This is a genomic window from Sphingomonas sp. 1185, assembly GCF_040544655.1.
Taxonomy (GTDB): domain Bacteria; phylum Pseudomonadota; class Alphaproteobacteria; order Sphingomonadales; family Sphingomonadaceae; genus Sphingomonas.
In genome coordinates this window covers 155,955-181,723 of record NZ_JBEPKL010000005.1, presented here as the reverse complement: position 1 = coordinate 181,723, position 25,769 = coordinate 155,955, and the positions used below count along the sequence as shown (strand labels likewise).

The window sequence follows — 25,769 nt, the reverse complement described above, 5'->3', positions numbered from 1 at the left end:
TCGGTGCCGCCATCGACACCTTCACGCCTGCCGAATGCGCCAACTACTTCGCCGCAGCCGGTTACGATGCAGACTGATCGGAATTTGCTCTAGCGATGTCGCCCAAGCGAAGGCTGGGGCCTTTGGCGACGGCAGCCGACAATCGCCAGAGATCCCGGCCTGCGCCGGGATGACGATGCCCCCGCGCCACCGCTCGGGCGGCGCGGGGAATAGCCGATCAGGCCGCCTTGTCCTTCCACACCAGCACGGGCTTGCGCGCGGCCAGCGTCTCGTCGAGGCGCGCGCGCGGCGCGAAGTGCGGCGCGGTCTTGAGCGACGGGTCGCCCGCCTTGGCCCGTTCCGCCACCGACGCCAGCGCGCCGATGAACTGATCGAGCGCGGCCTTGGATTCGGTTTCGGTCGGCTCGACCAGCATGGCGCCGTGGACGACCAGCGGGAAATACATGGTCATCGGGTGGAAGCCCTCGTCGATCAGCGCCTTGGCGACGTCGATCGTCGAGAAGCCCTCGGCCAGCCCTTCGTCCGAGAAGATGGCTTCATGCATGCACGGGCCGCTCTTGGCGAAGGGGGCGTCGAGCGTGCTTTCCAGCGAGCGCAGGACGTAATTGGCGTTGAGCACCGCATCCTCGGCGACCTGGCGCAGCCCGTCCGCGCCGTGGCTGAGGATATAGGTCAGCGCGCGGGTGAACATGCCCATCTGGCCGTGGAAGGCGACCATGCGGCCGAAGCTGTCGGCGTGATGGTCCTCGGCATTTTCTTCCTCGACCAGCCGGAAGCCCTCGCCCGTCTTCTCTACGAAGGGCAGCGGCGCGAACGGGGTCAGCGCCTCCGAGAACACCACCGGCCCCGAACCCGGCCCGCCGCCGCCATGCGGGGTCGAGAAGGTCTTGTGCAGGTTGATGTGCATCGCATCGACGCCGAGGTCGCCCGGACGCACGCGCCCGACGATGGCGTTGAAGTTCGCGCCGTCGCAATAGACATAGCCGCCCGCCGCATGGACCGCGTCGGAAATGTCTTTCAGGTCACGCTCGAACAGGCCGCAGGTGTTCGGGTTGGTGATCATCACGCCCGCCACGTCCGGCCCCAGCCGCGCCTTCAGCGCCGCCGTGTCGACGCGCCCGTCGGCGGTCGCGGGAATGTCCTCGACCGAGAAGCCCGCGAATGCCGCCGTCGCCGGGTTGGTGCCATGCGCCGATTCGGGGACCAGAATCACCTTGCGATGCCCCTCGCCACGCTTCTCCAGCGCCGCCTTGATCGCCAGGATCCCACACAGTTCGCCATGCGCGCCCGCCTTGGGGCTCATCGCGACCGAGGTCATGCCGGTCAGCGTGACCAGCCAGTGCGCCAGCTGGTGAATGACCTCCAGCGCGCCCTGCACCGTGTCGACGGGCTGGAGCGGGTGAACGTCGCTGAAACCGGGCAGGCGCGCCATCTTCTCGTTCAGGCGCGGATTGTGCTTCATCGTGCACGAACCCAGCGGGAAGAGGCCGAGGTCGATCGCGTAATTCTGACGCGACAGACGGGTGTAATGGCGGACCGTCTCCGGCTCCGACAGGCCGGGCAGGCCGATCGGGGCCTTGCGGCTCAGGTCGCCCAGACGCGAACCCGCGACATCGCCCTCGGCAAAGTCGACGCCGGTGGTCTCGGCATCGCCGATCTCGAAGATCAGCTTTTCCTCGAGCATCAGCGCGCGATTGCCGGTGAAGGTCGCTGCGATCTCGCCGTCCTTGGCCTCGGGGCTCGTGGGCTTCCAGCCGCTCTGGTTGATCGTCATGCCAGCACCTCCTCAAGCGCTTGGGCAAGCGTCTCGATATCCTCCGCCGTCACCGTTTCGGTGACCGCCACCACCAGTCCGTTCGCGAGCGCATCCTCGCCCGGATAGAGCCGGCCGAGCGACACGCCCGCCAGCACGCCACGCTCGGCCAGCGTCCGCACGATCGGACGCGCCTCGCGGCCCAGGTCGAGCGTGAACTCGTTGAAGAACACGTCGTTGACCAGCTTGACGCCGGGCACCTTCGCCAGACGGTCCGCCGCGCGGCAGGCCTGCGCGTGGTTGATCCCCGCCATCCGGCGCAGACCCGCCTCGCCCAGCAGCGTCATGTGGATCGAGAAGGCGAGCGCACACAGCCCCGAATTGGTGCAGATGTTCGACGTCGCCTTTTCGCGGCGAATATGCTGCTCGCGGGTCGACAGCGTCAGCACGAAGCCGCGCTTGCCGTCCGCGTCCACCGTCTCGCCACAGAAGCGGCCCGGCATCTGGCGGATATACTTATCCTTGCAGCCCATCAGGCCGACATAAGGCCCACCGAACTGAAGCCCGACGCCCAGCGACTGGCCCTCGCCGACGACGATGTCGGCGTCCATTTCGCCCGGACTGCGGATCGCGCCCAGCGCGACCGGCTCGGTCACGACGGCGATCAGCAGCGCCTTCTTGGCGTGGCAGGCGTCGGCCAGCGGGGTCAGGTCGGCGATGCGGCCGAGAATATCCGGATACTGGACGACGACGCAGGACGTATCGCCGTCGATCGCCGCGATCATCTGGTCGATATCGGTCTCGGCGGTCAGGACGGGCGCGGCCGTCTCCAGCGTGTCGCCGGTGTACTTCGCCATGGTCTTTGCGACCGAGACATAATGCGGGTGAAGGCCCGAGGACAGGATCGCCTTGGACTTCTTGGTGATGCGCCGCGCCATGCCGATCGCTTCCCAGCAGGCGGTCGAGCCGTCATACATGGACGCATTGGCGACATCGGTGCCGAGCAGACGCGCGACCTGCGTCTGGAACTCGAACAGCATCTGCAACGTGCCCTGCGCGATTTCCGGCTGATAGGGCGTGTAGGCGGTCAGGAACTCGCCGCGCTGGATCAGGTGATCGACGCTGGCGGGGACATGGTGCCGATACGCGCCGCAGCCCAGGAAGAAGGGCACGTCGCCCGCCACGATATTCTTGCGGGCGAGCGCGGTCATGTGCCGCTCGACCGCCAGTTCGGACGCGTGGTTGGGCAGCCCCTCGATGGGGCCGGACAGGCGGGCGGATTCGGGCACGTCGACGAACAGGTCGTCGACCGATCCCGCGCCGATGACCGAGAGCATCTCGGCCCGGTCGGAAGAGGTAAGGGGCAGGTAGCGCATGCGTTCCATTTCTCCGCCCTCCTCTTCGCCCCCGCCGCCGAGCGGAGGGCTTCTTCTTCTCCCCTCCCGCAGGCGGGAGGGGCCGGGGGAGGGCACCCGGCTTCGGCAGGCGATATCGCTGGAGGAGATCGAGTCCCCTCCCCCGACCCCTCCCGCCTGCGGGAGGGGAGGAAGAAGGCCCCTCCCCTAACGAGGGAGGGGCTTTAAATCAGAGCTTCGTGACGAACGCGGCGTAGGCGGTTTCGTCCATCAGGCCGTCCAGCTCCGACGCGTCCGACAGGGTGATCTTGAAGAACCAACCCTCGCCCTCGGGATCGGTGTTGACCAGCGCGGGCTCGTCCGACAGCTGGGCATTGCCCTCAATCACGGTGCCCGAGACGGGCGCATAGACGTCCGAGGCGGCCTTAACCGACTCGACCACCGCGGCCTCGTCGCCCTTGGACAGCTCACGGCCTTCCTCGGGCACGTCGACGAACACGATGTCGCCCAGGGCTCCTTGCGCGTAGTCAGAGATGCCGACCGTGCCGACATCACCATCGACGTCGATCCACTCATGATCTTCGGTGAAATAGCGGCTCATGGTCACTTGGCTCCTGAACGAACGTAACGATGGGGGACGAACGGCATGGCCGTGACGGTGGCGTCATGGGTCTTGCCGCGCTGAAGCAGTTTGAGGGCCGTGCCGGGCGTCGCCAGCTCGGTGGGGACATAGGCCATGGCGATCGGCGCGCCCATCGAGGGGGCGAAGCCGCCGCTGGTGACGCGACCGATGACCGAGCCGTCCTCGGCGACCACCGACGCGCCCTCGCGCACCGGCTGGCGGCCCGCGACGGTCAGGCCGACGCGCTTGACGGCGGGGCCATTCTCACGCTCGGCGAGGATGCGCCCGGCCCCCAGGAAGTCGGCCGCCTCGCGGCGCTTCTTGGCGAGCGCGAAGCCCAGATCGGCCATTACCGGCGTCGTCTCGGGGTCGAGGTCATGGCCGTAGAGCGGCAGCCCCGCTTCCAGACGCAGCGAGTCGCGCGCGCCCAGGCCGATCGGCTTCACCTCCGCCTGCTCGCACAGCACGTCGGCGAAAGCGGCGGCATGCTCGGCGGGGATCGAGATTTCGTAACCGTCCTCGCCGGTATAGCCCGAGCGGCTGATCCACAGCGGCACGTCGTTCCACACGAAGTCGGCGGCGGTCATGAACACCAGAGCCTCGACGCCCGGCACGATCCGCGACAGCGCATCGACCGCCTTGGGCCCCTGGAGCGCCAGCAGCGCCTGCTCGTCGAGCAGGTTCAGCGTCGCATCGTCGGGGATGAAGTCGAGCAGATAGGCGATGTCGTCATATTTGGTCGCGCCGTTGACGACCATGTAGAGTTCCTCGGCACCGTCCAGGGTGCGCTTCGTCACCATCAGGTCGTCGAGGATGCCGCCCTCTTCGTTCAGCAGCAGCGAATAGCGGTTCTTACGATCGCCGAGCCCAGCGATGTCGCCCGGCAGGACCTTTTCCAGCGCGGTGATGACCGGGGCCAGACCATTGTCACCGGTGAAGACCACCTGGCCCATATGGCTGACGTCGAACAGCCCGGCCGACTCGCGGGTCCAGAGATGCTCGGCCATGATGCCTTCATACTGGACCGGCATCTCATAGCCCGCGAACGGGACCATCCGCCCGCCGCGCGCGCGGTGCCAGGCGTCCAGCGGCAGCGTCTGGATGATCTCCTGACCCTCGGGGGCGTCTTCTACATTCAGGTCGGTTGCGTCGCTCACGGGGCCGGTCTCCGTCAAAAGGGTGTCGGCTAGGGACGCGTGTCTCCTACCCGATCCGATCCCCCTCTGTCACGGAACCTGAGAGCTTTCGCCAGAAATTCCGGCTTACCCCTTCGGTGGCGCCGCGACCGGGGTCGAGGCGCGCTTTCCAGAGTGTCGATGGCGATCGCGCGGTCCCATTTGCCTGAGAGATTCCGGGGTGGTTGCTCCTTCGGCGGCCGGGTCTCGCCATCTGAAAGATGCACCCGGCGCTCTCCCGCGCGCGCCTATGTCGGACATGTCCGACATCGACGCCACGCCCTCTGCCGACAGGGGGTGCCCAAGTCAATCGGGGGTGCGATCAATATTGTGGATTAAGCGGCTGGATGGGGACCGGGTGCCGCAACCCCAATTCGTTCCCCGGCGAAGGCCGGGGCCCAGATGCCAAACGGTCCGAGGCGCGCGCGCCCGTCGCGTGGGAGGCAAGAGCGAGCGATCGGCCGGAGCCTCCCACGCCACGACACGGCGCGCCACAGGCCTTACCGCAACTGGGCCCCGGCCTTCGCCGGGGCACGCCGAAATCACCGCGTCGCGTTATACTTCAGCTGCGCCTCGGTCAGCTGGAACCCGACCAGCGCCTCGAAGCTGGCGCTCGCCACCGCCTGGCGGATCTCGGGCTGGCTCAGCGGATCGACCGCCGCGTCCTCGTCGCCCGCCTTGCGGCGACGGGTCAGCTTCTCACGGACATCGTCGGGCAGGGTCGCGGCTGCGCGCGCGATGGTGGTGGAGGCCTCGCCCGCCACCTGGCCGCGCGCCTGGCCCGCGTCGAAATGGACCGATACGCGGCTCACCCGCTTGGCGACGACATTGGTCCCGCCGCGCACGATCGCAATATAATAGGGCAGCGTCACGTCGCGCGCCGCCGCCGTGTCGGTGCGCCGCGCCTCGACGTTGAAGGTCACGGTGGTGACGATGTCGCTGCCCACATCGGCGCAGGTCGAGCGGACATCGGTCATGTTGGCGACCAGATCGATCGCCCCCTCGTCGGTCGCGCCCGGCGTCTTGAACAGCGTCACGTCGCCGGTGCCCGCCGCCACGCCCACCACCGGGCAGGCCGAGCGGACGGCGGTGATCCCGCCCGAGGCATCGATCTCACCGGTGCGGGCGCAGCCCCCCAGCACGAGCGCAAGGGCAACGGGCGCCAAGACGGAAACGGGGAGCGATGCTTTCACAGGTCGAAACGCCTATTCTGGATGCCGAAGCAGGATGCCGGTTTGGCCGCCAGCATAGGAACCGGGTTGGACGCGCGCAAGCAATGGCGTAGAGCCGCAGCATGACCGATGCCCCCAAGCCGCCGCTCGACCTGTTGATCGCCGCCCCGCGCGGCTTCTGCGCGGGCGTCGACCGCGCCATCCGCATCGTCGAGCTGGCGCTCGAAAAACATGGCGCGCCGGTCTATGTCCGGCATGAGATCGTCCACAACAAGTTCGTCGTCGACAGCCTGAAGGCCAAGGGCGCGATCTTCGTGGAGGAACTGGACGAGGTGCCGCCGCACGCGCATGTCGTCTTCTCCGCGCACGGGGTGCCCAAGTCGGTGCCTGCGGACGCCGAGAGCCGGGGCCTCGACTATCTCGACGCCACCTGCCCGCTGGTATCCAAGGTCCATCGCCAAGCCGAGCGGCTGGTCGAGATGGGTCGCCACATCGTCTTCATCGGCCATGCGGGCCACCCCGAGGTCATCGGCACTTTCGGCCAGGTGCCGCAGGGCTCGATGTCGCTGGTCGAGACGGTCGCCGATGTCGAAGCCTTCACCCCCGCCGATCCCGACAATCTGGCGTTCCTGACCCAGACCACCCTGTCGGTCGACGACACCGCCGCGACGATCGAGGCGCTCCAGCGCCGCTTCCCCAGCATCCAGGCGCCGCGTGGCGAGGATATCTGCTACGCGACCTCCAACCGCCAGGCCGCGGTCAAGGCGATCGCCGCCGAGTGCGACGCAGTGCTGGTGATCGGTGCGCCCAATTCGTCCAACTCGCTGCGACTCGTCGAGGTCGCCGAGCGGGCGGGCAAGCGCGCCCAGTTGATCCAGCGCGCCGCCGATCTCGACTGGGCGTTCCTCGACGGGGTCAGGACGCTGGGCCTGACCGCCGGGGCCTCGGCGCCCGAGCTGCTGGTCCGCGAGCTGGTCGACCGGCTGTCCGAACGCTTCACCGTCACCGAACGCGAGGAAGAGACGACGCGCGAGACGATCGCGTTCAAGCTGCCGCGCGGCCTGGAAGCGGTCGCCTGAACCATGGCCGTCTATACGCAGGTTTCGGCCGAGGCGCTGTCGGCGTTTCTGGAACGCTATGACGTGGGCGAGCTGATCTCCGCCAAGGGGATCGCCGAGGGGGTCGAGAACAGCAATTACCTGGTCGACACCACGACCGCGCGGTTCATCCTGACCCTGTACGAAAAGCGCGTGGCGGCGGGCGACCTGCCCTTCTTCCTCGCGCTGCTCGACCATCTGGCGGCCAAGGGGCTGGCCGTGCCGCCCGCGATCAAGGACCGGCAGGGCGTCGAGATCCAGGAACTGGCGGGCCGCCCGGCCTGCCTGATCCAGTTCCTGACCGGCGTGTCGCTGTCGCACCCGACCCCGGCGCAGGCGCTGGCGGCGGCGGACGCGATGGGCGCGATGCACCGTGCGGTCGCCGACTTCCCGCTGAACCGCCCCAATTCGATGGGCCATGCCAGCTGGCACCCGCTATTCGCCCAATGCGGGCGCGATCTCGACCGGATACAGCCGGGCCTGCACGATGCGATGGGCGAGGCGCTGGACTCGGTGCTGGACGGCTGGGACGCGCAGAGCCTCGACGCCTGCGTCATCCATGCCGACCTGTTCCCCGACAATGTGCTGGTGCTGGGCGATCAGGTCACCGGTCTGATCGACTTCTATTTCGCCTGCACCGACTACCGCGTCTATGACCTCGCCGTCATGCACTCGGCCTGGAGCTTCGACGCCGCCGGCGAGACCTATGCACCCGAAATCGGCGCGGCGCTGATCGAAGGATATGAGCGCCACTTCCCGCTGTCCGACACCGAGCGTGCGGCATTCGCGAAGCTGGCGATGGGCGCGTGCCTCCGCTTCGCGCTGTCGCGGGCCTGGGACTGGCTGAACACCCCCGCCGATGCGCTGGTGACGCGCAAGGACCCGCTCGCCTATTGGCGGCGCTATATCGCCTATCGCGACGGAAAGGCCGGACTGTGACCCCCGTGGAGATCGCCACCGACGGCGCGTGCAAGGGCAATCCCGGCCCCGGCGGCTGGGGCGCGCTGATCCGGTCGGGCGCGCATGAGAAGGAATTGTCGGGCGGCGAGCCGCTGACCACCAACAACCGCATGGAGCTGATGGCGGCGATCGAGGCGCTGAACGCGCTCAAGCGCCCGTGTGCGGTGACGCTGTCGACCGACAGCCGCTATGTGATGGACGGCCTGACCAAGTGGATCCATGGCTGGAAGCGCAATGGCTGGCGTACGGCGGACAAGAAGCCGGTCAAGAATGCCGAGCTCTGGCAGGCGCTGGTCGCGGCGGCGGAGCGGCACCAGATCGAGTGGAAATGGGTCAAGGGCCATGCTGGCCACCCCGACAATGAACGCGCCGACAAGCTGGCGAGCGACGCGGCGGAGACGTTCCGCAAATAGCCGCTTCCGGGCGGCGCGTGGCTATCGCGAGAACCGCCCCGCCGCATAGCGCGCCACATCCACGCCGCCCGGCATATCCCCCTGGCCCAGCAGCAGCGCCGCCGCCATGCGCGACGCGGCGGGGGCGGTCTGGATGCCGAAGCCGCCCTGCCCCGCGCACCAGAAGAAGCCCGGCACTTTGGCGTCGAAGCCATAGACCGGCGCACGGTCGGGGGCGAAGCTGCGCAGCCCCGCCCAGCGGCGCTCGACCGCCGCGACGCGCCAGTCGACCACCTTTTCCAGCCGGTCGATGGCGACCGCCACGTCCCATTCCTCGGGCGCGATGTCGCAGGGGACGCTGGGAGTTTCGTCATGCGGGGTCAGCCACAGCCGCCCGCCCGCCTCGGGCTTGAAATAGAATCGGCCGTTGATGTCGATGACATGCGGCAGGCCGGACGGCGCGGGCGGATCAGTGCGCAACTGCATCATCGTCCGGCGATAGGGCGTGATGCCGACCGGCGCGGCCCCCGCGATCCGCGCGACCTCGTCCGCCCAGGCGCCCGCCGCGTCGACCAAGATCCGCGCCTCGACCGGCCCGGCGCGCGTCTCCAGATGCCATAGCCCGTCGCGGCGTTCGGCGGCGACCAGCGCGGCATCGGTCCTCAGCACCGCCCCCGCGCCCTTCGCCGCCGCCAGATAATCGGCGTGGAGCGCGGCCACGTCGATATAGGCGCAGCTCGGCTCCCAGATGCCCTGCACCCATTCGGGGCGAAGGCCGGGAATGCGCGTGGCGGGATCGACCGGCGACAGGTCCACCCCACTGCCCGCGAAATCGCCGAGCAGCCGCTCGATCTGTGCCGAATCCTCCGCGCGCCCGACGTGAAGCGAGCCGAGCGGGGTCAGATACCCGCCGTCGCGCAGCGCCGCGCCGGAGGCGGTGGTCAGCGGCTGGACCGCCGGGCCGCCATAGGTTTCCGACCAGAAGGCCGCCGAGCGCCCGGTCGCATGGCGTCCGGGCATGTCCTCCGCCTCGAGCAGGATGACGTGCGCGTGCGATCCGATCGCCGCCGCCAGGCTCGCCCCCGCCATGCCCGCGCCGACGATCGCGATGTCATGGCTCATGCGGCGACCCCGGCCAGGAACGTATCGATCGCCTCCAGCGCGCGCAGCCGCACCGGGTCCGCCTCGCGCAGCAGCTCATGCGCCGCCTCGTCGCCGAAGCGGACCGTGCGCGCGCCGATCCGGGCGGCGACCCGCGCCGCGACGCGCGAATCGACCAGCCGGTCGGCCTCGGCGATCAGCATCAGCGTCGGCAGGCCCAGCCGGTCGAGCCGGGGATCGCGCGACAGCCCCCGGATCGAGCGCGACGCCTCCGCCAGCCATCCCCAGCTCGGCGGCCCCAGCGCCAGCTCGGGCATCCGCGCGTACCAAAAGGCCTCGTCCTCGTAACGCGTGACGTCATGGGTCAGGTTGCGCTGGCGGGTGTGGCGGCCCGCCCCGTCATCGGCGCGCCAGATCGCGCGCTCGCCCCGACCGAGCGCCGCCATCGTGCGGATGAGAATCGCCCCCAGCAGCGCGCCGGTCGGCAGGCGAAGCCCCAGCATCGGCGAGACCAGCACCAGGGCATCGGGATCGACCGCCTCCTCGACCACGGCGCGCAACGCCAGATGGCCGCCCATCGAATGGCCGAGCAGGACATGGCGAAGTCCCGCGCCGTCCTCGCCCCGCCATTGCTGCCAGAAGCTGCGCAGGTCCGCGACATAGACCGAGAAATCGGCACCATGCCCGACATGCCGGTCGGCGAGCAGGCGTCCCGATCCCCCCTGCCCGCGCCAGTCGAACGCGGTGACGCTCCAGCCGCGCGTTACCAGATGCGCGAAGATCTCCAGATATTTCTCGATCATGTCGGCGCGCCCCGTCTGGAACAGCAACCGGCCGACCGGCCGCGCCGCCACCCAGTCGAACCGGCGATGCGCCCAGCCATCGGGCGCGGTCCAGTGCGACAGCCGCGCATCCGCGGGGAAGGATCGGCGAAGGGCGAAGGCGTCGGTCATCCGCCTCCCGGTTACGGTTTAGAAAGCCCTGCCGTCTAGGTGGTTCTATGATGGAATGGACCATTGTCCGTATCGCGCTGATCGGTGCGCTGACCCTGTTGCTGGTGGCGTCGGGGATCGAGGACGCGCGCACCCGCGAGATCGCCGACCGCAAGAACGCCGCCATCGCGCTGCTCGCGCCGCTCTGGTGGTGGGCGTCGGGACTGTCGGTCTGGCCCGATATCGTGGTGCAGCTGGCGGTGGCGGGCTTGGTCTTCCTGCTGTTCGCGCAGGCGTTTCGCGTCGGCATGATGGGCGGCGGCGACGTGAAGATGATCGCCGCGCTGGCGCTATGGCTGCCGCTGCAACCGCTGTTCCGGATGCTGCTGATCATGTCGATCGCGGGCGGCGCGGTGACCTTCGCCATGATTCTCGACCATCGGTGGCGGCGTCGGCGCCAGGGCGGGGAGGCGCGGCCGATCGAGGTTCCCTATGGCGTCGCGATCGCGATGGCCGGGCTGATGATCCTGCGGGAACCGATCTTTAACCCATTCAATCATACCTGATTTTCCTGAACAGGCCGGGCAGAGGGTTCGGCGACGAGGCCAAGAGCGCGGGATGGACAGTCGCAAATTGTTACTGGTGTTGGGCGCGTTGGTGGTCGCGGGGATGACCGCGCTGTTCGCCCGGACCGTCACGTCGGGCAGCAGCGCGCCGCAAGCCGCCGCCGCCGTCATCGTCGCGCCCGCCGAATCGGGCCCCGAGGTGCTGGTCGCGACCCGCACCCTGCCGGTCGGCACGATCATCGACCCGACCGCGCTGAAATTCCAGCCCTGGCCCAAGGACATGGTCCAGGGTGCCTATTATGTGAAGGGCCAGGCCGATCCCTCCAAGCTGCAGGGCACGGTGCTGCGCTATGCGATCACCGCCGGGCAGCCGCTGACCCAGGGGTCGGTGGTGCCGCCGGGCGACCGGGGCTTTCTGGCCGCGGCACTCACGCCGGGCATGCGCGCGGTGACGGTGCCGGTATCGGCGCAGACGGCGGTGGCGGGCTTCGTCTTTCCCGGCGACCGCATCGACATGGTGCTGACCCAGGATGTCGCGGGCGGCGGCGACGGCCCCCCGCTGAAGGTGTCGGAGACGATCATGCGCAACGTCCGCGTGCTCGCCACCGACCAGAGCACCGACCATCAGGCGGGCTCGGACGGCAAGACGGCGGTCCACCCCTTCACCACCGTCACGGTCGAGACGACGCCGAAAATGGCCGAACAGCTCGCCGTCGCGCAGACGGTCGGCACGCTGTCGCTGTCGCTGCGCGCGCTGGCCGACCAGCCCGACCGAAGCGCAGGCGCGAGCCAGCCGATGATCGACCGCGCCTCCTATGCCACCGGCGGCGACGTGTCGCGCTATCAGCGCCGGACGGTGCCCGGACGCCAGGCCAATGCCGGGCCCGATCACGGCACGATACCGATGCCCGGCGGCGCGATGCCCGTGGCAGGCAGCGCGGGCGCGGCCACGGGCGTGGGCGCCCCGGTTCGCGAAGGCGGCGTGCAGGTCACGCGCGGCCATGGTTCGGGCGATTCGGGTCCGTCCACAGCTGGAAGGATGAATTGAACATGGCGTCCCGGTCCATCCTGGCGGGCTCGGCACGCGCCGCCGCCCATATGCTGATCCTCTCGCCGCTGCTCCTCGCCCCCGCGCCATCCGCCGCCGCCGATCCGGAAGGCTCCACGGTCGTCAGCGACGGGTCGGGCGCGATGGAGATCAACACCGGGCGGGCGCGCCTCATCACCCTGCGCCGTCCGATGACCGATCTGTTCGTCGCCGACGACAGCATCGCCGACGTCCAGGTCCGCTCGCCCACCCAGCTCTATATCTATGGCAAGAAGCCGGGCGAAACGACGATCTCGGCCACCGGGCGCGGCGGGGCGGTCGTCTATTCGGCGACGGTGCGGGTCGGCAACAACACCGATTCGATCGGCCGGATGCTGCGGCTGGCCATGCCGGAGGCCAAGATCGCCGCCACGCCGATCAACGGCATGATCCTGCTGACCGGCACCGTCGCCTCCCCCGACGATGTCGCCGAGGCGGAGCGGCTGGTCCAGGCCTATGTCGGCAAGGACACCCGGATCATCAGCCGGTTGAAGACCGCGACCCCGCTTCAGGTGAACCTCCAGGTCCGCATCGCCGAGGTCAGTCGCAGCTTCGTCAAGACGATCGGCGTCAACCTGCTGAGCCGAGACAATAGCGGCGGCTTCCTGTTCGGCGTCGCGTCGGGCCGCAATGCCGGGACGATCAGCGACGTCACCGATCCGACCACGGGGCAGATCATCGGCACCCGCTATGGCTTCACCTCGGGCGACGCGCGGACGTCGGTGGGGCTGGCCGGACGGGTGCTGGGGATGAACCTGCTCGCCGCGATCGATCTGGGCGAGACGCTGGGCCAGGTCTCGACGCTGGCCAATCCCAACCTGACCGCGCTGTCGGGCGAGACGGCGACCTTCCTGGCGGGGGGCGAGATCCCCATTCCGCTGACCAGCGGCTTCGGCGCGGTGTCGGTCGACTATAAGCAATATGGCGTCAGCCTGTCCTACACGCCGACGGTGCTGTCCGACGGCCGGATCTCGCTGCGCGTCCGGCCCGAGGTCTCGCAAATCTCGTCGGTCGGGTCGGTCCGGATCAACGGCACCTCGATCCCCGCTCTGTCCACCCGCCGCGCCGAGACGACGCTGGAGCTGGGGTCGGGGCAGAGCATGATGATCGGCGGGCTGTTGTCCAACACCCATGACAATAGCATCGAAAAGGCGCCGTGGCTGGGCGACCTGCCGCTGATCGGCTCGCTGTTCCGCTCCAACGCGTTCAAGCGCAACGAAACCGAGCTGGTCATCATCATCACCCCCTATCTGGTCAAGCCGGTCGATTCCCCCTCGGACATCGCCCTGCCGACGGACGGCCAGCGCCCGCCCAACGATGCCGAGCGCGTCCTGCTGGGACGGGTCGCCGCCGGGTCCGGAGAGCCGCGTCCCGTCCCCACCATGGCCCCGCCGGTCCAGGGTCGCCCCGTATCCGGCGCCGCCGCGCCGGTCGGAGCCGCGCCCGCCGCCCGGCCCGGCAAGCCCGTTCCCATGCCAGGCTTTTCCGAATGACCGCCCGCCCAAGGATGCCCCGCCCCATGCGCCGCGCCCCGCTTTGCCTGACGTCCCTCGGCCTGCTGCTGTCCGCCTGTAACGCCGGTGGCCAGCACGGGCTGGAAACCGCGCATCAGCCGGTCGTGTCGCAGACCGACTATGCGCTCGACCTCGCCGTGTCGCGCGGGCAACTGGCGACCGACGAGGATCGTCGCCTCGACGGCTGGGCGCGCAACCTGCGGCTGGGTTATGGCGACCGCGTGACCGTCGAGGACCCGGCGGGCGAGGCCCCCGGCGCCTATCGCCAGGTCGCGGCGGTGATCGGCGCTTATGGCCTGCTGCTCAATCCGTCCTCGCCCATCGCGCAGAGCTCGGTCGCGCCCGCGACGATCCGCGTGATCGTGACCCGCGCCCGCGCGACGGTGCCCGGCTGCCCCGACTGGCGCAGCGATCTGGCCCCCGACTGGAGCGGCGACACCTCGTCCAACCATGGCTGCGCGATCAACCGCAATCTGGCGGCGATGGTCGCCGATCCCCGGGAACTGGTCCGCGGCACCGACGGCCCCGCCACCGCCGACCCGCGCTCCGCCACCCGCGCGATCGTCGCGATGCGGCGGGCGGGCACCACCGGCACGGGCGGCACCACACTGCGCGATCCCAACGCGACCGCAAGCAGCGGCCCCGCGCCGACCAGCAGCGGAGAGCCCCAGTGAACGCCCCCTGGAATCCCCAACGCGCGCTGAAGCGTGACCCGTTCCAGGCCTATGTCTGCGACGACTGGGCGGCCGAGGCGATCCGCCCGATCGCCGACGAACAGGGATGGTCGCCGGACAAGGTCTTCAAGACCGGCATGCGCGGTGCGATCCAGTCGCTGGCGGTGTCGGCCAGCCCGCAGATCCTGCTGGTCGACCTGAGCGACACCGACGATGCGGTGGGGGAGATCAACAATCTGGCCGAGGTGTGCGAACCCGGCACGATCGTCATCGCAATCGGGCAGGTCAACGACGTCCGCCTCTATCGCACGCTGATGAACAGCGGCATCCATGATTATCTGCTCAAGCCGCTGAGCGCCGATCAGCTTCGCGACACGCTCGAACAGGCGCGCGCGATCCTGCACGCCCCCCGCCCCGCCGACCAGACGCCCGAGCGGGCGCATTGCGGCGTCGCGGTGATCGGCGTGCGCGGCGGCATCGGCGCCTCGACCATCGCCACCTCGCTCGGCTGGCTGATGGCGGAGCGGCTGGGGCGTTCGACCGCGCTGCTCGACCTGGACGTGCATTTCGGCACCGCCGCGCTCTCGCTCGACCTGGAGCCGGGACGCGGACTGGTCGACGCGATCGACAATCCCAGCCGGATCGACGGGCTGTTCCTGGAACGCGCGATGGTCAAGGCGTCGGAGCGGCTGGCCATCCTGTCCGCCGAAGCGCCGATCAGCGCGCCGATCCTGACCGACGGCATCGCCTTCGCCCAGTTGCAGGAAGAGATGCGGCTGACCTTCGAGACGACGCTGGTCGACCTGCCGCGCGACATGGCCCTGCAACAGCCGATGCTGCTGAACACCGCCCAGACCGTGGTGCTGGTGACGGAACTGACTTTGGCCGCCGCGCGCGACACGATCCGCATGCTCGCCTGGCTGAAGCTCAACGCGCCGCAGGCCGCCGTCCTGCTCGTCGCCAACCGGGTCCAGCCCGCCGCGCTCTGCGAGATCGCGCAAAGCGATTTCGAGGGGTCGATCGAGCGCCCCGTCGACGTCCTCATCCCCTATGACCAGAAACTAGTCGTGCAGGCCGCCAAGCTGGGCAAGCCGATCGCCGAGCTGGGCAAGTCCTCGCGCACCGTCGCGCCGATGATCGCCATGGTCCAGCGCATCTGCGCCTCGGCAGAGGACGGCACCGCCGCCCCGGCGCGGCGCGGGCTGCTCGACCGGTTCGACTTCAAGGCGCTGCTGTCGAAGCGCGCCGGGACGGCCTGACCGGGTGAGCATCCTGGCGACCCTGATCCTGGCGATCGGCGTCTTCGCGACGCTGATGCTGGTGATGGCCGCACTGTCGGCCCCGTCGACGCCGCGCGCACAGTCGCGGCGGCTGGCGGGCCTGCGCACGCGGGTGGCGCTCGATCTCGACAAGCCCGCCGTGGCGACCGCGTCGCGCGGGATCGCGTTCGCCACCGATACCCGGTTGGACAAGGCGTTCGGCCGGTTGCTGCCCAACCCGGCGAAGCTGGCCAGGCGGCTGGACCGGGCGGGGCGCGGCTGGACGCTGGGGCAATATGGCCTGGGCTGCGCCGCCGTCGCGCTCGTCACGCTGATGCTGGGCCTGATGATCGGGCTGTCCTTCATCCTGGCGCTGCTGCTGGGCATCGGGATCGGGCTGTGGTTGCCGCATGTCTTCCTGTCGATGACGATCGGCCGCCGGATCGCGAAGTTCACCGCCCGCTTTCCCGACGCGATCGAGCTGCTGGTCCGCGGGCTGCGCTCGGGCCTGCCCATCGCCGAGACGATGGCGGTCGTCGGCCAGGAGGTGCCCGGCCCGGTCGGCGAGGAGTTTCGCGCGGTCTATGACCGGATGCGGATCGGCCGGACGATGGATGCCGCGCTGCAGGACGTCGCCGACCGGCTGGAAACACCCGAATTCCAGTTCTTCGTCATCGCCATCGCCATCCAGCGCGAAACCGGCGGCAACCTGGCCGAGACGCTGTCCAACCTGGCCGATGTGCTGCGCAAGCGTGCCCAGATGAAGCTGAAGATCAAGGCGATGTCGTCCGAATCCAAGGCGTCGGCCTATATCATCGGCGTCCTGCCCTTTGCGGTGTTCGCCATGATCTGGATGATCAACCAGCCCTATATGGCGCGCTTCTTCATCGATCCGCGCCTGATGCTGGTCGGCGGCGTCGGCATCCTGTGGATGGGGCTGGGCGCGTTCATCATGTCCCGCATGATCAATTTCGAGATCTGAATGCGCAGTCCCGCCCCCTCTTCCGCGACCGGCCCGTTCGGCCTCGACGCCGCCTCCACCGCCACGCTGCTATGGGGCGTCTGCATCCTGGCGCTGCTGTTCGTCGGCTATCTGCTGATCGGCAGCCGCGACCCGATGAAGGCGCGGGTGCGTGCCCTCAACGCGCGCCGCGAGCAGCTCAAGGCCGGGACCGCCGCCCCGCCCCCGTCGCGGGCAAAGCTGATCGACCGCGACACGATGCTGAACCGGATGCACGCCATCCTCGATTCGCTGAAGATGTTGCAGGACGAACAGGTCCGCGCGGTCCAGACCAAGCTGCTCCAGGCGGGCATCCGGTCCAAGGAGATGGCGGTCGCGGTGATCTTCGGGCGCCTCGCGCTGCCGATCGTGCTGGGCGGGCTGATCGCCTTGTGGGTCTACGGCACCGACGGTTTCGCCACCTGGAGCCCGTTCAGCCGCAACATCCTGGTCGCGGGTACGCTGCTGCTGGCGTACAAGGCCCCCGATCTGGCGCTGAAGAACCAGATCACCAAGCGCAGCCAGGCGATCCGCAAGGGCCTACCCGATGCGCTGGACCTGCTGGTCATCTGCGCCGAGGCCGGGTTGACCATCGACGCGGCCTTCATGCGCGTGGCGCGCGAATTGCGCCGGGCCTATCCCGAGCTGGGCGACGAGTTCCAGCTGACCTCGGTCGAGCTGGGTTTCCTGACCGACCGGCGCCAGGCGCTGGAGAATCTGGCGATGCGCGTCGATCTCGATTCGGTGCGCGGGGTCGTCACGACGATGATCCAGACCGAGAAATACGGCACCCCGCTCGCCAGCGCGCTGCGCGTCCTGTCGGCCGAGTTCCGCAACGAACGCATGATGCGCGCCGAGGAAAAGGCCGCGCGCCTGCCCGCGATCATGACGGTGCCGCTGATCCTGTTCATCCTGCCGACGCTGTTCGTGGTGATCCTGGGCCCCGCCGCCTGCTCGATCAAGGATACGCTCGCCACCGGCCAGTAACGCCCGCGCAACCACCGACGCGTCCGGTCGTTGTCCGGACGTAACAGGCAGGGATCGACCGCGATGCTGTTCACTTCGACGACACAATTCGCCGTGCTGGGGCTGGTCCTCATCGCAGGGTGGCTCTTCGGTTTGGCGAGCCATCCGGGCGGCCGCAAATGGCGCACCCGCTATTCGACCGAGCGCGACGCCCATGCCGCGCAGGTGAAGGACACCGAGACCAAATTGTCCGCCGCGCAGGCCCGCATCGCCGAGCTGGAGCGCGAGAACCAGAGGCTGGCCAGTGCGCAACCCGTGGCGGCGACCCCCGTGACGGAGCGGGCGCCGTACCGCCCGGTCGCCGCCACCGCCGCGCGTCCGGCCTATCCGGCGGGTGAGCGTCGGGGCTGGTTCGATTTCGGGAACCGGGTCTCGACGCGGGGGTAACGGGGTTTCATCGGGTGTGGGCTCGGTGAGACACCCTGCCCTCCCCCGGCCCCTCCCGCCTGCGGGAGGGGAGAAGAGGCCTTGTCGGCTATCCCTAACCCCCGCCGCCGGACACGCCCCTCCCGCAAGCGGGAGGGGTTGGGGGAGGGAAGGCTCCAGGCGAACCGCTCCCCTCCCCGCGACCGATTACCGCGCCTTCAACGCCGCCTGCGCCGCCGCCAGCCGGGCGATCGGAACCCGGTAAGGGCTGGCCGAGACATAATCCAACCCGACCTGCTCGCAGAAGGCGATCGATGCCGGATCGCCGCCATGCTCGCCGCAAATGCCCAGCTTGATGCCGGGGCGCGTCGCGCGGCCGCGCTCGGCGGCCAGGCTGACCAGTTCGCCGACGCCCTCGACATCCAGGCTGACGAACGGGTCCTTGGCGTAGATGCCCTTCTCGACATAGGCGCCCAGGAAGCGCGCGGCGTCGTCGCGGCTGACGCCCAGCGTCGTCTGGGTCAGGTCGTTGGTGCCGAAGGAGAAGAACTCGCCCACCTCGGCGATTTCCCCGGCCTTCAGCGCGGCGCGCGGCAGCTCGATCATGGTGCCGACCAGATATTCGACCGTCTTGCCGCGCTCGGCGAACACCGCCTGCGCGGCCTTGTCGACCACCGCCTTCATCAGCTCCAGCTCGCGCCGGGTGGCGACCAGCGGGATCATGACCTCGGGGATCGGGGCCTCACCCGACTTCTCCGCGACGTCCAGCGCCGCCTCGAAGATCGCCCGCGCCTGAATCTCGTAGATTTCGGGATAGGTCACGCCCAGGCGACAGCCGCGATGGCCGAGCATCGGGTTGAACTCGTGCAGTTCGCTCGCCCGGCGCTTCAGCGTATCCACATCCACGCCAGCCGCCGTCGCGACCTCGGCGAATTCGGCCTCCTGCTGCGGCAGGAATTCGTGCAGCGGCGGGTCGAGCAGCCGCACCGTCACCGGCAGGCCCGCCATCACCTCGAAGATCGCGGTGAAGTCGGCGCGCTGTTCGGGCAGCAGCTTGTCGAGCGCGACGCGGCGGCCCTTTTCGTCCGAGGCCAGGATCATCTGGCGCACTGCCGTGATCCGCGCGGCGTCGAAGAACATATGCTCGGTGCGGCACAGGCCGACGCCCTCCGCGCCGAAATCGCGCGCGGCCTGGCAGTCGAGCGGGGTTTCCGCATTGGCGCGCACCTTCAGGCGGCGGACCTGATCGGCCCATTCCATCAGCGTGCCGAAATCGCCCGCCAGCTCGGGCTGGACGGTCGCCACCGCGCCGACCATCACCTCGCCGGTCGAACCGTCGAGCGTCAGGATATCGCCCTCGCGCACCTCGCGGGCACCGACGCGCAGCAGCTTGGCCTTGTTGTCGATCGACAGGCTGCCCGCACCCGAGACGCAAGGGCGGCCCATGCCGCGCGCCACGACCGCCGCATGGCTGGTCATGCCGCCGCGCGCGGTCAGGATGCCCTTGGCCGCATGCATGCCGTGAATGTCCTCCGGCGAGGTTTCGACACGGACGAGGATCACCGCCTCGCCCGCCGCCGCCGCGCGCTCGGCGGCATCGGCGTCGAACACCACCTTGCCCGAAGCCGCCCCCGGCGAGGCGGGAAGCCCCTTGGTCAGCACGTCGCGCCGGGCATTGGGGTCGAGCGTCGGGTGGAGCAGCTGGTCGAGCGCCGCCGGATCGACCCGCGCGATCGCTTCCTCGCGGGTGATCAGGCCCTCATTGGCCATGTCGACCGCGATCTTGAGCGCCGCCTTGGCGGTGCGCTTGCCCGAGCGGGTCTGGAGCATCCAGAGCTTGGCCTGTTCGACCGTGAACTCGATGTCCTGCATGTCGCGGTAATGGTTTTCCAGCCGGTCGAACACGGCGGCCAGCTCCGCATACACCTCGGGCATCGCCTCTTCCATCGAGGCGGGCTTGGCGTTGGCTTCCTCGCGCGCGGCCTTGGTCAGATATTGCGGCGTGCGGATGCCGGCGACCACATCCTCGCCCTGCGCGTTGATCAGGAACTCGCCATAATAGGCACGGTCGCCCTTGGACGGATCGCGCGTGAAGGCCACGCCCGTCGCCGAGGTGTCGCCCATATTGCCGAAGACCATCGCCTGGACATTGACGGCGGTGCCCCAGTCGGCGGGAATGTCGTTCAGGCGGCGATAGACCTTCGCGCGCTCCGACTGCCACGACCCGAACACCGCGCCGACCGCGCCCCAGAGCTGGTCCTGCACGTCCTGCGGGAAGGGCTTGCCCCATTGCTCTTCGACCAAGCCCTTATAGGTCGTGACCAGCGCCTTCCAGTCCTCGGCCGACATCTCGGTGTCGAGGGTGAAGCCGTTATCCTCCTTGGCGATCTCCAGCGCTTCCTCGAACGCGCCGTGATCCAGCTCCAGCACGACATCGGCATACATCTGGATGAAGCGGCGATAGCTGTCCCAGGCAAAACGCTCGTCGCCCGCCTTCTTCGCCAGCCCCTCGACGGTCGCGTCGTTGAGGCCCAGGTTCAGCACCGTGTCCATCATGCCCGGCATCGACACCCGCGCGCCCGACCGAACCGAGACGAGGAGCGGGTTTTCCGAGTCGCCGAAGCGCTTCTCGGTCACCGCCTCGATATGCGCGATGCCGTCGGCCACCTCGTCGCGCAGTTCCTGCGGAAACTGCTCGCCATCCTCGTAATAGCGGGTGCACATCGCGGTCGAGATGGTGAAGCCCGGCGGCACCGGCAGCCCGATCGACGCCATTTCGGCCAGGTTCGCGCCCTTGCCGCCAAGCAGGTTCCTGTCCCCCTTACCGCCGTCCGAAACGCCGCCGCCGAAGCGGTACACATAGGTCATCGGTTCGATCCTTTACTGGTCGTATCGTCCGACGCCCTGGGGACACAGGCGTCGGTGTTAATAAGGCGATATTGCCGGAGGGGAAGACAGGAAGCTGTCGGTCCGTCTCCCGATCCGGCTCAACTCATCCCTCGATCCTCGAAAAATCCGCCACCATGTGAACGGCGGCCCGGACACGGGCAAGCAGTGCGAGGCGCACCGCCCGCTTGGCAGGGTCGGCGTCGTTGACGGTGACATCGTCGAAGAAGCGGTCGATCGGCGCACGAAGCGAGGCGAGCGCGGCCATGGCGGCCTCGAAATCCTCAGCCTGCACCGCCTCGGCCGCCTTGGGCTCGGCCGCGTCGAGCGCGGCGATCAGATCGGCCTCGGCGGGTTCGGGCGTGTAGGTCGGCGCGGTCCAGCCCTGGTCGCCCTCGACGCCTTCCTTCTTCAGGATGTTCGCGGCGCGCTTATAGCCTGCGAGCAGGTTGGCGCCGTCGTCGGTGGTGACGAAGGCTTGCAGCGCATGGACGCGGGCGAGCAGGCGGACGAGGTCGTCCTCACCGCCGAGCGCGAACACCGCATCGATCAGGTCGTGACGGACGCCCGCTTCGCGTTGCTGGACCTTGAGGCGGTCGATGATGAAATCCAACATCTCCGTCGATCCATGATCGGCATTGCCCATGGCGCGGATCGTCGTCGGGTAGAAGGGCAGTCGCAGGCCGTTCTGCTGGATCGTGCTGGCGATACCCAGAGCAGCCCGGCGAAGGGCGAACGGGTCCTTGGAGCCGCTGGGCTTCAAGCCGACCATGAAGAACTGCGCGACGCTATCCAGCTTGTCCGCCAGCGCCACGGCCACCGTCACCGGCGCGGTAGGGACATCATCGCCCTGCCCGACCGGCTTGTAGTGATCGCGAACCGCCTCGGCCACACGCGGGTCTTCGCCCTGCGCGGCGGCGTAGTATCCGCCCATCAGGCCCTGCAATTCGGGGAACTCGCCGACCATGCCGGTGACGAGATCGGCCTTCGCAAGGTACGCGGCGCGCTCCGCCAGATCGGCAAGCTCGCCCCCTCCGCTTGCGGGGGGGGATGGGGGGGGGACGGTTCCGCTGGCGACGTCGCTTGGGGCACGCCCCTCCCCTAGCCCCTCCCGCCTGCGGGAGGGGGACTCGGTGACGATCCCCTCTTCGACCAGCCAGCGGGCGAGCTTGGCCACCCGCTCCACCTTGTCGGCGACGGTGCCGAGCTTTTCGTGGAAGACGATCTTTTCCAGCTTGGGCCGTAGATCGTCCAGCTTGGTCTTCAGGTCCGTCTCGTAGAAGAAGCGCGCGTCGGACAGGCGGGCGGCAAGCACCTTGCCATTGCCCTCGACGATCTTCGCGCCGCCGTCGCTCGCCTCGATATTGGCGGTGCATACGAACGCGTTCGCCAGCTTGCCGTCGCCCGAGCGACAGACGAAGTACTTCTGGTTCACCCGCGCGGTCAGCTGGATGACCTCGGGCGGCACGTCGAGATAGGCTTCGTCGAAGCGGCCGAGCAGCGGCACCGGCCATTCGGTCAGCCCGGCATTCTCGGCGACTAGCCCTTCATCCTCGACCAGTTCCAGCCCGGCCTCGGCGGCGAGCGCCGACGCGCGCGCACGGATGATCGCGGCCCGCTCGTCCTGATCGACCAGCACCTTGGCGCCGCGCAGCTGCTCGACATAGGCGTCGGCGCCGGTCAGCACGATCTCAGCGGGCGCGTGGAAGCGGTGACCGCGCGTGACATTGCCGCTGGTGATCCCGGCGATCTCGAACGGCACCACCTCGCCGCCGAACAGCGCGACGATGGCGTGCAGCGGGCGGACCCAGCGCATCGACTCGGTCGAGGCGGACTCCGCCCCCCAGCGCATCGACTTGGGCCAGGGGAAGGCGCGGACGATCGCGGGGATCGCCTCGGCCAGAACCTCGGCGGTCGCGCGGCCGGGCTTTTCAGTGATCGCGAAGAGCACGCCGTCGCGCTCGGTCAACTGCTCACGCGTCAGCCCGGTCTTGCGGAGAAAGCCCTCCAGCGCCTGAGGCGGGGCGGAGGCGCGCGGGCCCTTCACTTCCTCGGACACCGCCTCGGTCGCGGACGGAAGCCCCTTGGCGATCAGAGCCAGGCGGCGCGGGCCCGCATAGGTGACGATCTCACCCGCCGACAGACCGGCCTTGGCGAGTTCGGCGGCGAACAGCTTGGCGAGGTTCTCGCGCGCGCCCGCCTGCATCCGGGCGGGGATTTCTTCGGAGCGGAGTTCGAGCAGAAAATCGGTCATCACGCGGCCCAGCCGTTCTTGTCCATCCAGGCGCCGCACGCGCCCTTCGCCAGATCGCGGACGCGGCCCATATAGGCCTGGCGTTCCGCCACCGAGATCACGCCGCGCGCCTGCAGCAGGTTGAAGGTGTGGCTGGCCTTGATCGCCTGTTCATAGGCGGGGATGGGCAGCTTGGCCTCCAGGCAGCGTTCGCACTCGGCCGCCGCCTTGCGGAAGGCGTCGAACAGCGTCTCGGTGTCGGCCACCTCGAAATTCCAGGTCGACATCTGCTTCTCGTTTTCGAGAAACACGTCGCCGTAGCTCACGCCCGCATCGTTGAAGCGCAGGTCGTAGACGTTGTCGACGTCCTGGATGTACATGGCCAGACGCTCGAGCCCATAGGTCAGCTCGCCCGCGACCGGCTTCATGTCGTAACCGCCCATCTGCTGGAAATAGGTGAACTGGGTCACCTCCATGCCGTCGCACCAGACTTCCCAGCCCAGGCCCCAGGCGCCCAGGGTCGGGCTTTCCCAGTCGTCCTCGACGAAGCGGATGTCGTGCTTGGCCATGTCCACGCCGATCGCGGCGAGGCTGCCCAGATACAGGTCCTGCAGGTCGGCGGGCGAGGGCTTCAGGATCACCTGATACTGGTAATAATGCTGGAGCCGGTTGGGGTTCTCGCCATAGCGGCCGTCGGTCGGGCGGCGGCAGGGCTGGACGAAGGCGGCGTTCCACGAATCCGGACCCAGCGCGCGCAGCGTGGTCGCGGGGTGAAAGGTGCCCGCCCCCATCTCCATGTCATAGGGTTGCAGGATCACGCATCCGCGCTCGCTCCAATAGTCATGGAGGGTGAGGATCATGCGCTGGAAGGAAAGTGGTCCTTCCGGGGGTCCGTTCCGGGTCAGCATAACGCGGCAGGCTTTGGCTCATGCCCCCTTCGCGGTCAAGGCGAGCCGCCGCGCCCGCGATGCCGCCAGTCAGCCAAGCATGATATTTTGTCAGGTCTTGTTGACATGGTCACGACTCGCTGTCACTTTGTCATGGTCACCTGACATTCCGTCATGCACGGGTGACAAAGGGAGGTTGCCATGCAAGAGGAGGTGGACATGAAAAATCGCCTCAAGGTGCTGCGCGCCGAACGCAACTGGAGCCAGGCGGAACTCGCCGGGCGGCTGGACGTGTCGCGACAGGCCGTCAACGCCATCGAGACGGGGAAATACGACCCCTCGCTACCGCTCGCCTTCCGCATCGGCCGCCTGTTCGACATGCCCATCGAGGAGATTTTCGATGACGAGCATCATGGTGAGTGAACCGTCCGGCTGGGGCGAGGCGCGCGCCGCCAAGCGGGCCGTTCGCAAGCGGCGGCGGCAGATCGCGCTGACGATCGTGGTCATGGTCCTGCTGGTCGGGTTGCCGTTCATCTCCGGCTTCATCGACGGCCTGTTCGATGTCCATTTCGGGCCACCGCCCCGGCAACTCGCCCAGATCGCGGCCGTCGTCATCCTGATCGTCGCCGGGATCGTCACTTGGCGCAACTGGCGCGAGGCCGACGAGATGCAGCGGCGGCTGGCGATCGAGACCTGGGCCTTGATCGGACTGACGAACTTCGTCCTGCACCCGGTCCTGACCATCATCGGCGCGCAGACGCATCGGACTGATTTCGAGGACAATAGCTGGTGGGCCTCGGTCGCCATCGGCATGGCCTTCTACATCATCCGGCGGGTGCGGTCATGAGCCGCCGCCCGACCCATACAGTCATCGGCGCGGGCATCGCGTTGTCGCTGCTCGGCTGGGGCGCCGGGCGCGTGGGGGAGATCACGCTCGATACGCTCCGCCCGAACGCACAGGCCGCCCACAAAACCGCGCTGCCCAGCCTCTCCGTCCATCTTTCCATCGAGGTGCGACCATGATGACCCCGGCGCCCATGCAGAATCCACATGTATCTTTCACCGAAGCCGGAGACCAGGAGCCGGGTTTCTTTACCCGAGGGCGTATTGTGCGCTGGGTGCTGATCGGCGTCCTCGCGATGATCGTGGTGCCGTTTTGCGTCGGAGTCGCAGCGGCGACGTTCGGATCGGTCGATCGCGACATCGCACTGACGGTCGCGAAGGTCCTGCCCGCCTTCCTTATCCTGGCGGTCGCACTTGCCAGTTGGCGCAGTTATCGGCGTCATCTGGTGAAGGATCCGGTGCTCCGCGCCAATCCACGCGCCGCCGATCGTCAACTGGGCATCGCGGCCATCTGGCGCGATGCCGTGATAGCCGGCATCTTGCTGGGCATCGGCGGTGCAGTCCTGCACCACCTGCCCGATGGTGCAGGTCGGACCGCCCTGCTGGTCGCCATGATCGCGCTGACGGGGCTCGTGGCGGTTCGCTCGACGCTGGTCTACATGCGCCGCATCGACGAGCAGGAGCGCGACGCCAATCTCTGGGGCGCCTATTGCGGGATGACGTTGTATGTCCTGCTTTACGGGGCACAGCTTCTGGCGACGCGTTTCGGTTCGCCCATCCCCCATGCGCATGACCTGATCTTCGGCGCCGTCCTCGTCACCACGCTCTTCGTCACGCTGTGGAAACGCTACCGCTGAACGTCTGCCCCT

General features: G+C 68.6%; 25 protein-coding genes and 1 riboswitch. Of the genes, 15 read left to right on the top strand and 10 right to left on the bottom strand.

All coding sequences use genetic code 11. The annotated features are described in order from the left end of the window. Window positions 1-217: 217 nt before the first annotated feature. The 5 genes from gcvPB to ABIC44_RS06380 all read right to left on the bottom strand — a co-directional run bounded on the left by gcvPB (window position 218) and on the right by ABIC44_RS06380 (window position 6,098). Window positions 218-1,774 (bottom strand): aminomethyl-transferring glycine dehydrogenase subunit GcvPB, encoded by a 1,557-nt coding sequence (gcvPB, locus tag ABIC44_RS06400; protein WP_354294353.1) that lies wholly within the window; start codon window positions 1,772-1,774, stop codon window positions 218-220. Continuing rightward, window positions 1,771-3,129, bottom strand: a complete 1,359-nt coding sequence (gene gcvPA, locus ABIC44_RS06395; protein WP_354294352.1) for an aminomethyl-transferring glycine dehydrogenase subunit GcvPA — start codon at window positions 3,127-3,129, stop codon at window positions 1,771-1,773. The genes gcvPB and gcvPA overlap by 4 nt, the downstream gene beginning before the upstream one ends. A gap of 208 nt (window positions 3,130-3,337) precedes the next feature. Next, window positions 3,338-3,709, bottom strand: a complete 372-nt coding sequence (gcvH, locus tag ABIC44_RS06390) for a glycine cleavage system protein GcvH (protein WP_354294351.1) — start codon at window positions 3,707-3,709, stop codon at window positions 3,338-3,340. Between the two features lie 2 nt (window positions 3,710-3,711). Continuing rightward, window positions 3,712-4,887, bottom strand: coding sequence for a glycine cleavage system aminomethyltransferase GcvT (gene gcvT, locus ABIC44_RS06385; RefSeq protein ID WP_354294350.1), 1,176 nt, complete (start codon window positions 4,885-4,887; stop codon window positions 3,712-3,714). A gap of 161 nt (window positions 4,888-5,048) precedes the next feature. Next, a riboswitch (glycine riboswitch) is annotated at window positions 5,049-5,156 on the bottom strand. Between the two features lie 291 nt (window positions 5,157-5,447). Beyond that, window positions 5,448-6,098, bottom strand: a complete 651-nt coding sequence (locus tag ABIC44_RS06380; RefSeq protein WP_354294349.1) for a hypothetical protein — start codon at window positions 6,096-6,098, stop codon at window positions 5,448-5,450. A gap of 101 nt (window positions 6,099-6,199) precedes the next feature. On the opposite strand from ABIC44_RS06380, the gene ispH reads away from it, so the two are divergent. From ispH to rnhA, 3 genes are read left to right on the top strand one after another with little or no spacing between them, the layout of a single operon-like run. Beyond that, a complete protein-coding gene (gene ispH, locus ABIC44_RS06375; protein WP_354294348.1) occupies window positions 6,200-7,156 on the top strand; it encodes a 4-hydroxy-3-methylbut-2-enyl diphosphate reductase in 957 nt (318 codons plus the stop codon). A gap of 3 nt (window positions 7,157-7,159) precedes the next feature. Further along, window positions 7,160-8,113 (top strand): homoserine kinase, encoded by a 954-nt coding sequence (gene thrB / locus ABIC44_RS06370; RefSeq protein WP_354294347.1) that lies wholly within the window; start codon window positions 7,160-7,162, stop codon window positions 8,111-8,113. After that, window positions 8,110-8,547, top strand: coding sequence for a ribonuclease HI (gene rnhA / locus ABIC44_RS06365; protein ID WP_307103169.1), 438 nt, complete (start codon window positions 8,110-8,112; stop codon window positions 8,545-8,547). The genes thrB and rnhA overlap by 4 nt, the downstream gene beginning before the upstream one ends. Window positions 8,548-8,568: 21 nt before the next feature. Here the strand turns inward: rnhA and ABIC44_RS06360 are convergent, their stop codons facing one another. Both ABIC44_RS06360 and ABIC44_RS06355 read right to left on the bottom strand, forming a co-directional pair. Further along, window positions 8,569-9,648 carry an NAD(P)/FAD-dependent oxidoreductase gene (locus tag ABIC44_RS06360; RefSeq protein ID WP_354294346.1) on the bottom strand — a complete coding sequence of 360 codons (1,080 nt, stop codon included), beginning with the start codon at window positions 9,646-9,648 and terminating at the stop codon, window positions 8,569-8,571. Further along, entirely contained in the window at window positions 9,645-10,580 is a 936-nt protein-coding gene (locus ABIC44_RS06355) for an alpha/beta fold hydrolase (protein WP_354294345.1), read from the bottom strand. The genes ABIC44_RS06360 and ABIC44_RS06355 overlap by 4 nt, the downstream gene beginning before the upstream one ends. 50 nt (window positions 10,581-10,630) lie before the next feature. Between ABIC44_RS06355 and ABIC44_RS06350 the strand changes: the two genes are divergently transcribed. From ABIC44_RS06350 to ABIC44_RS06315, 8 genes are all read left to right on the top strand, one after another. Beyond that, window positions 10,631-11,125 carry an A24 family peptidase gene (locus ABIC44_RS06350; RefSeq protein WP_354294362.1) on the top strand — a complete coding sequence of 165 codons (495 nt, stop codon included), beginning with the start codon at window positions 10,631-10,633 and terminating at the stop codon, window positions 11,123-11,125. Between the two features lie 52 nt (window positions 11,126-11,177). Further along, window positions 11,178-12,173, top strand: a complete 996-nt coding sequence (gene cpaB, locus ABIC44_RS06345) for a Flp pilus assembly protein CpaB (RefSeq protein WP_354294344.1) — start codon at window positions 11,178-11,180, stop codon at window positions 12,171-12,173. A 2-nt stretch (window positions 12,174-12,175) separates the two neighbouring features. Beyond that, window positions 12,176-13,705 (top strand): type II and III secretion system protein family protein, encoded by a 1,530-nt coding sequence (locus ABIC44_RS06340; RefSeq protein ID WP_354294343.1) that lies wholly within the window; start codon window positions 12,176-12,178, stop codon window positions 13,703-13,705. Between the two features lie 26 nt (window positions 13,706-13,731). After that, entirely contained in the window at window positions 13,732-14,400 is a 669-nt protein-coding gene (locus ABIC44_RS06335; RefSeq protein ID WP_354294342.1) for a CpaD family pilus assembly protein, read from the top strand. Then, window positions 14,397-15,659, top strand: coding sequence for a pilus assembly protein CpaE (locus ABIC44_RS06330; RefSeq protein WP_354294341.1), 1,263 nt, complete (start codon window positions 14,397-14,399; stop codon window positions 15,657-15,659). The genes ABIC44_RS06335 and ABIC44_RS06330 overlap by 4 nt, the downstream gene beginning before the upstream one ends. A gap of 4 nt (window positions 15,660-15,663) precedes the next feature. After that, window positions 15,664-16,641: a type II secretion system F family protein gene (locus ABIC44_RS06325; RefSeq protein ID WP_354294340.1), complete on the top strand. Its 978-nt coding sequence runs from the start codon at window positions 15,664-15,666 to the stop codon at window positions 16,639-16,641. Continuing rightward, on the top strand, window positions 16,642-17,646 hold the full coding sequence (locus ABIC44_RS06320) for a type II secretion system F family protein (protein WP_354294339.1): 1,005 nt from the start codon (window positions 16,642-16,644) through the stop codon (window positions 17,644-17,646). A 63-nt stretch (window positions 17,647-17,709) separates the two neighbouring features. Then, window positions 17,710-18,072, top strand: a complete 363-nt coding sequence (locus ABIC44_RS06315; RefSeq protein ID WP_354294338.1) for a hypothetical protein — start codon at window positions 17,710-17,712, stop codon at window positions 18,070-18,072. Between the two features lie 186 nt (window positions 18,073-18,258). Here the strand turns inward: ABIC44_RS06315 and ppdK are convergent, their stop codons facing one another. From ppdK to ABIC44_RS06300, 3 genes are all read right to left on the bottom strand, one after another. Next, complete coding sequence (ppdK, locus tag ABIC44_RS06310; RefSeq protein WP_354294337.1) at window positions 18,259-20,919, bottom strand: pyruvate, phosphate dikinase; 2,661 nt, start codon at window positions 20,917-20,919, stop codon at window positions 18,259-18,261. Between the two features lie 124 nt (window positions 20,920-21,043). Continuing rightward, window positions 21,044-23,191 (bottom strand): glycine--tRNA ligase subunit beta, encoded by a 2,148-nt coding sequence (glyS, locus tag ABIC44_RS06305; protein WP_354294336.1) that lies wholly within the window; start codon window positions 23,189-23,191, stop codon window positions 21,044-21,046. Continuing rightward, on the bottom strand, window positions 23,191-24,030 hold the full coding sequence (locus tag ABIC44_RS06300; protein ID WP_314732876.1) for a glycine--tRNA ligase subunit alpha: 840 nt from the start codon (window positions 24,028-24,030) through the stop codon (window positions 23,191-23,193). The genes glyS and ABIC44_RS06300 overlap by 1 nt, the downstream gene beginning before the upstream one ends. 246 nt (window positions 24,031-24,276) lie before the next feature. Between ABIC44_RS06300 and ABIC44_RS06295 the strand changes: the two genes are divergently transcribed. From ABIC44_RS06295 to ABIC44_RS06280, 4 genes are read left to right on the top strand one after another with little or no spacing between them, the layout of a single operon-like run. Further along, complete coding sequence (locus ABIC44_RS06295) at window positions 24,277-24,480, top strand: helix-turn-helix transcriptional regulator (RefSeq protein ID WP_261269196.1); 204 nt, start codon at window positions 24,277-24,279, stop codon at window positions 24,478-24,480. Continuing rightward, entirely contained in the window at window positions 24,458-24,904 is a 447-nt protein-coding gene (locus ABIC44_RS06290) for a hypothetical protein (protein ID WP_354294335.1), read from the top strand. Before ABIC44_RS06295 ends, ABIC44_RS06290 begins: the two co-directional genes overlap by 23 nt. Next, on the top strand, window positions 24,901-25,080 hold the full coding sequence (locus tag ABIC44_RS06285; protein WP_354294333.1) for a hypothetical protein: 180 nt from the start codon (window positions 24,901-24,903) through the stop codon (window positions 25,078-25,080). The genes ABIC44_RS06290 and ABIC44_RS06285 overlap by 4 nt, the downstream gene beginning before the upstream one ends. Next, complete coding sequence (locus tag ABIC44_RS06280; RefSeq protein ID WP_354294332.1) at window positions 25,077-25,757, top strand: hypothetical protein; 681 nt, start codon at window positions 25,077-25,079, stop codon at window positions 25,755-25,757. The genes ABIC44_RS06285 and ABIC44_RS06280 overlap by 4 nt, the downstream gene beginning before the upstream one ends. The last annotated feature ends 12 nt before the right edge of the window (window positions 25,758-25,769 follow it).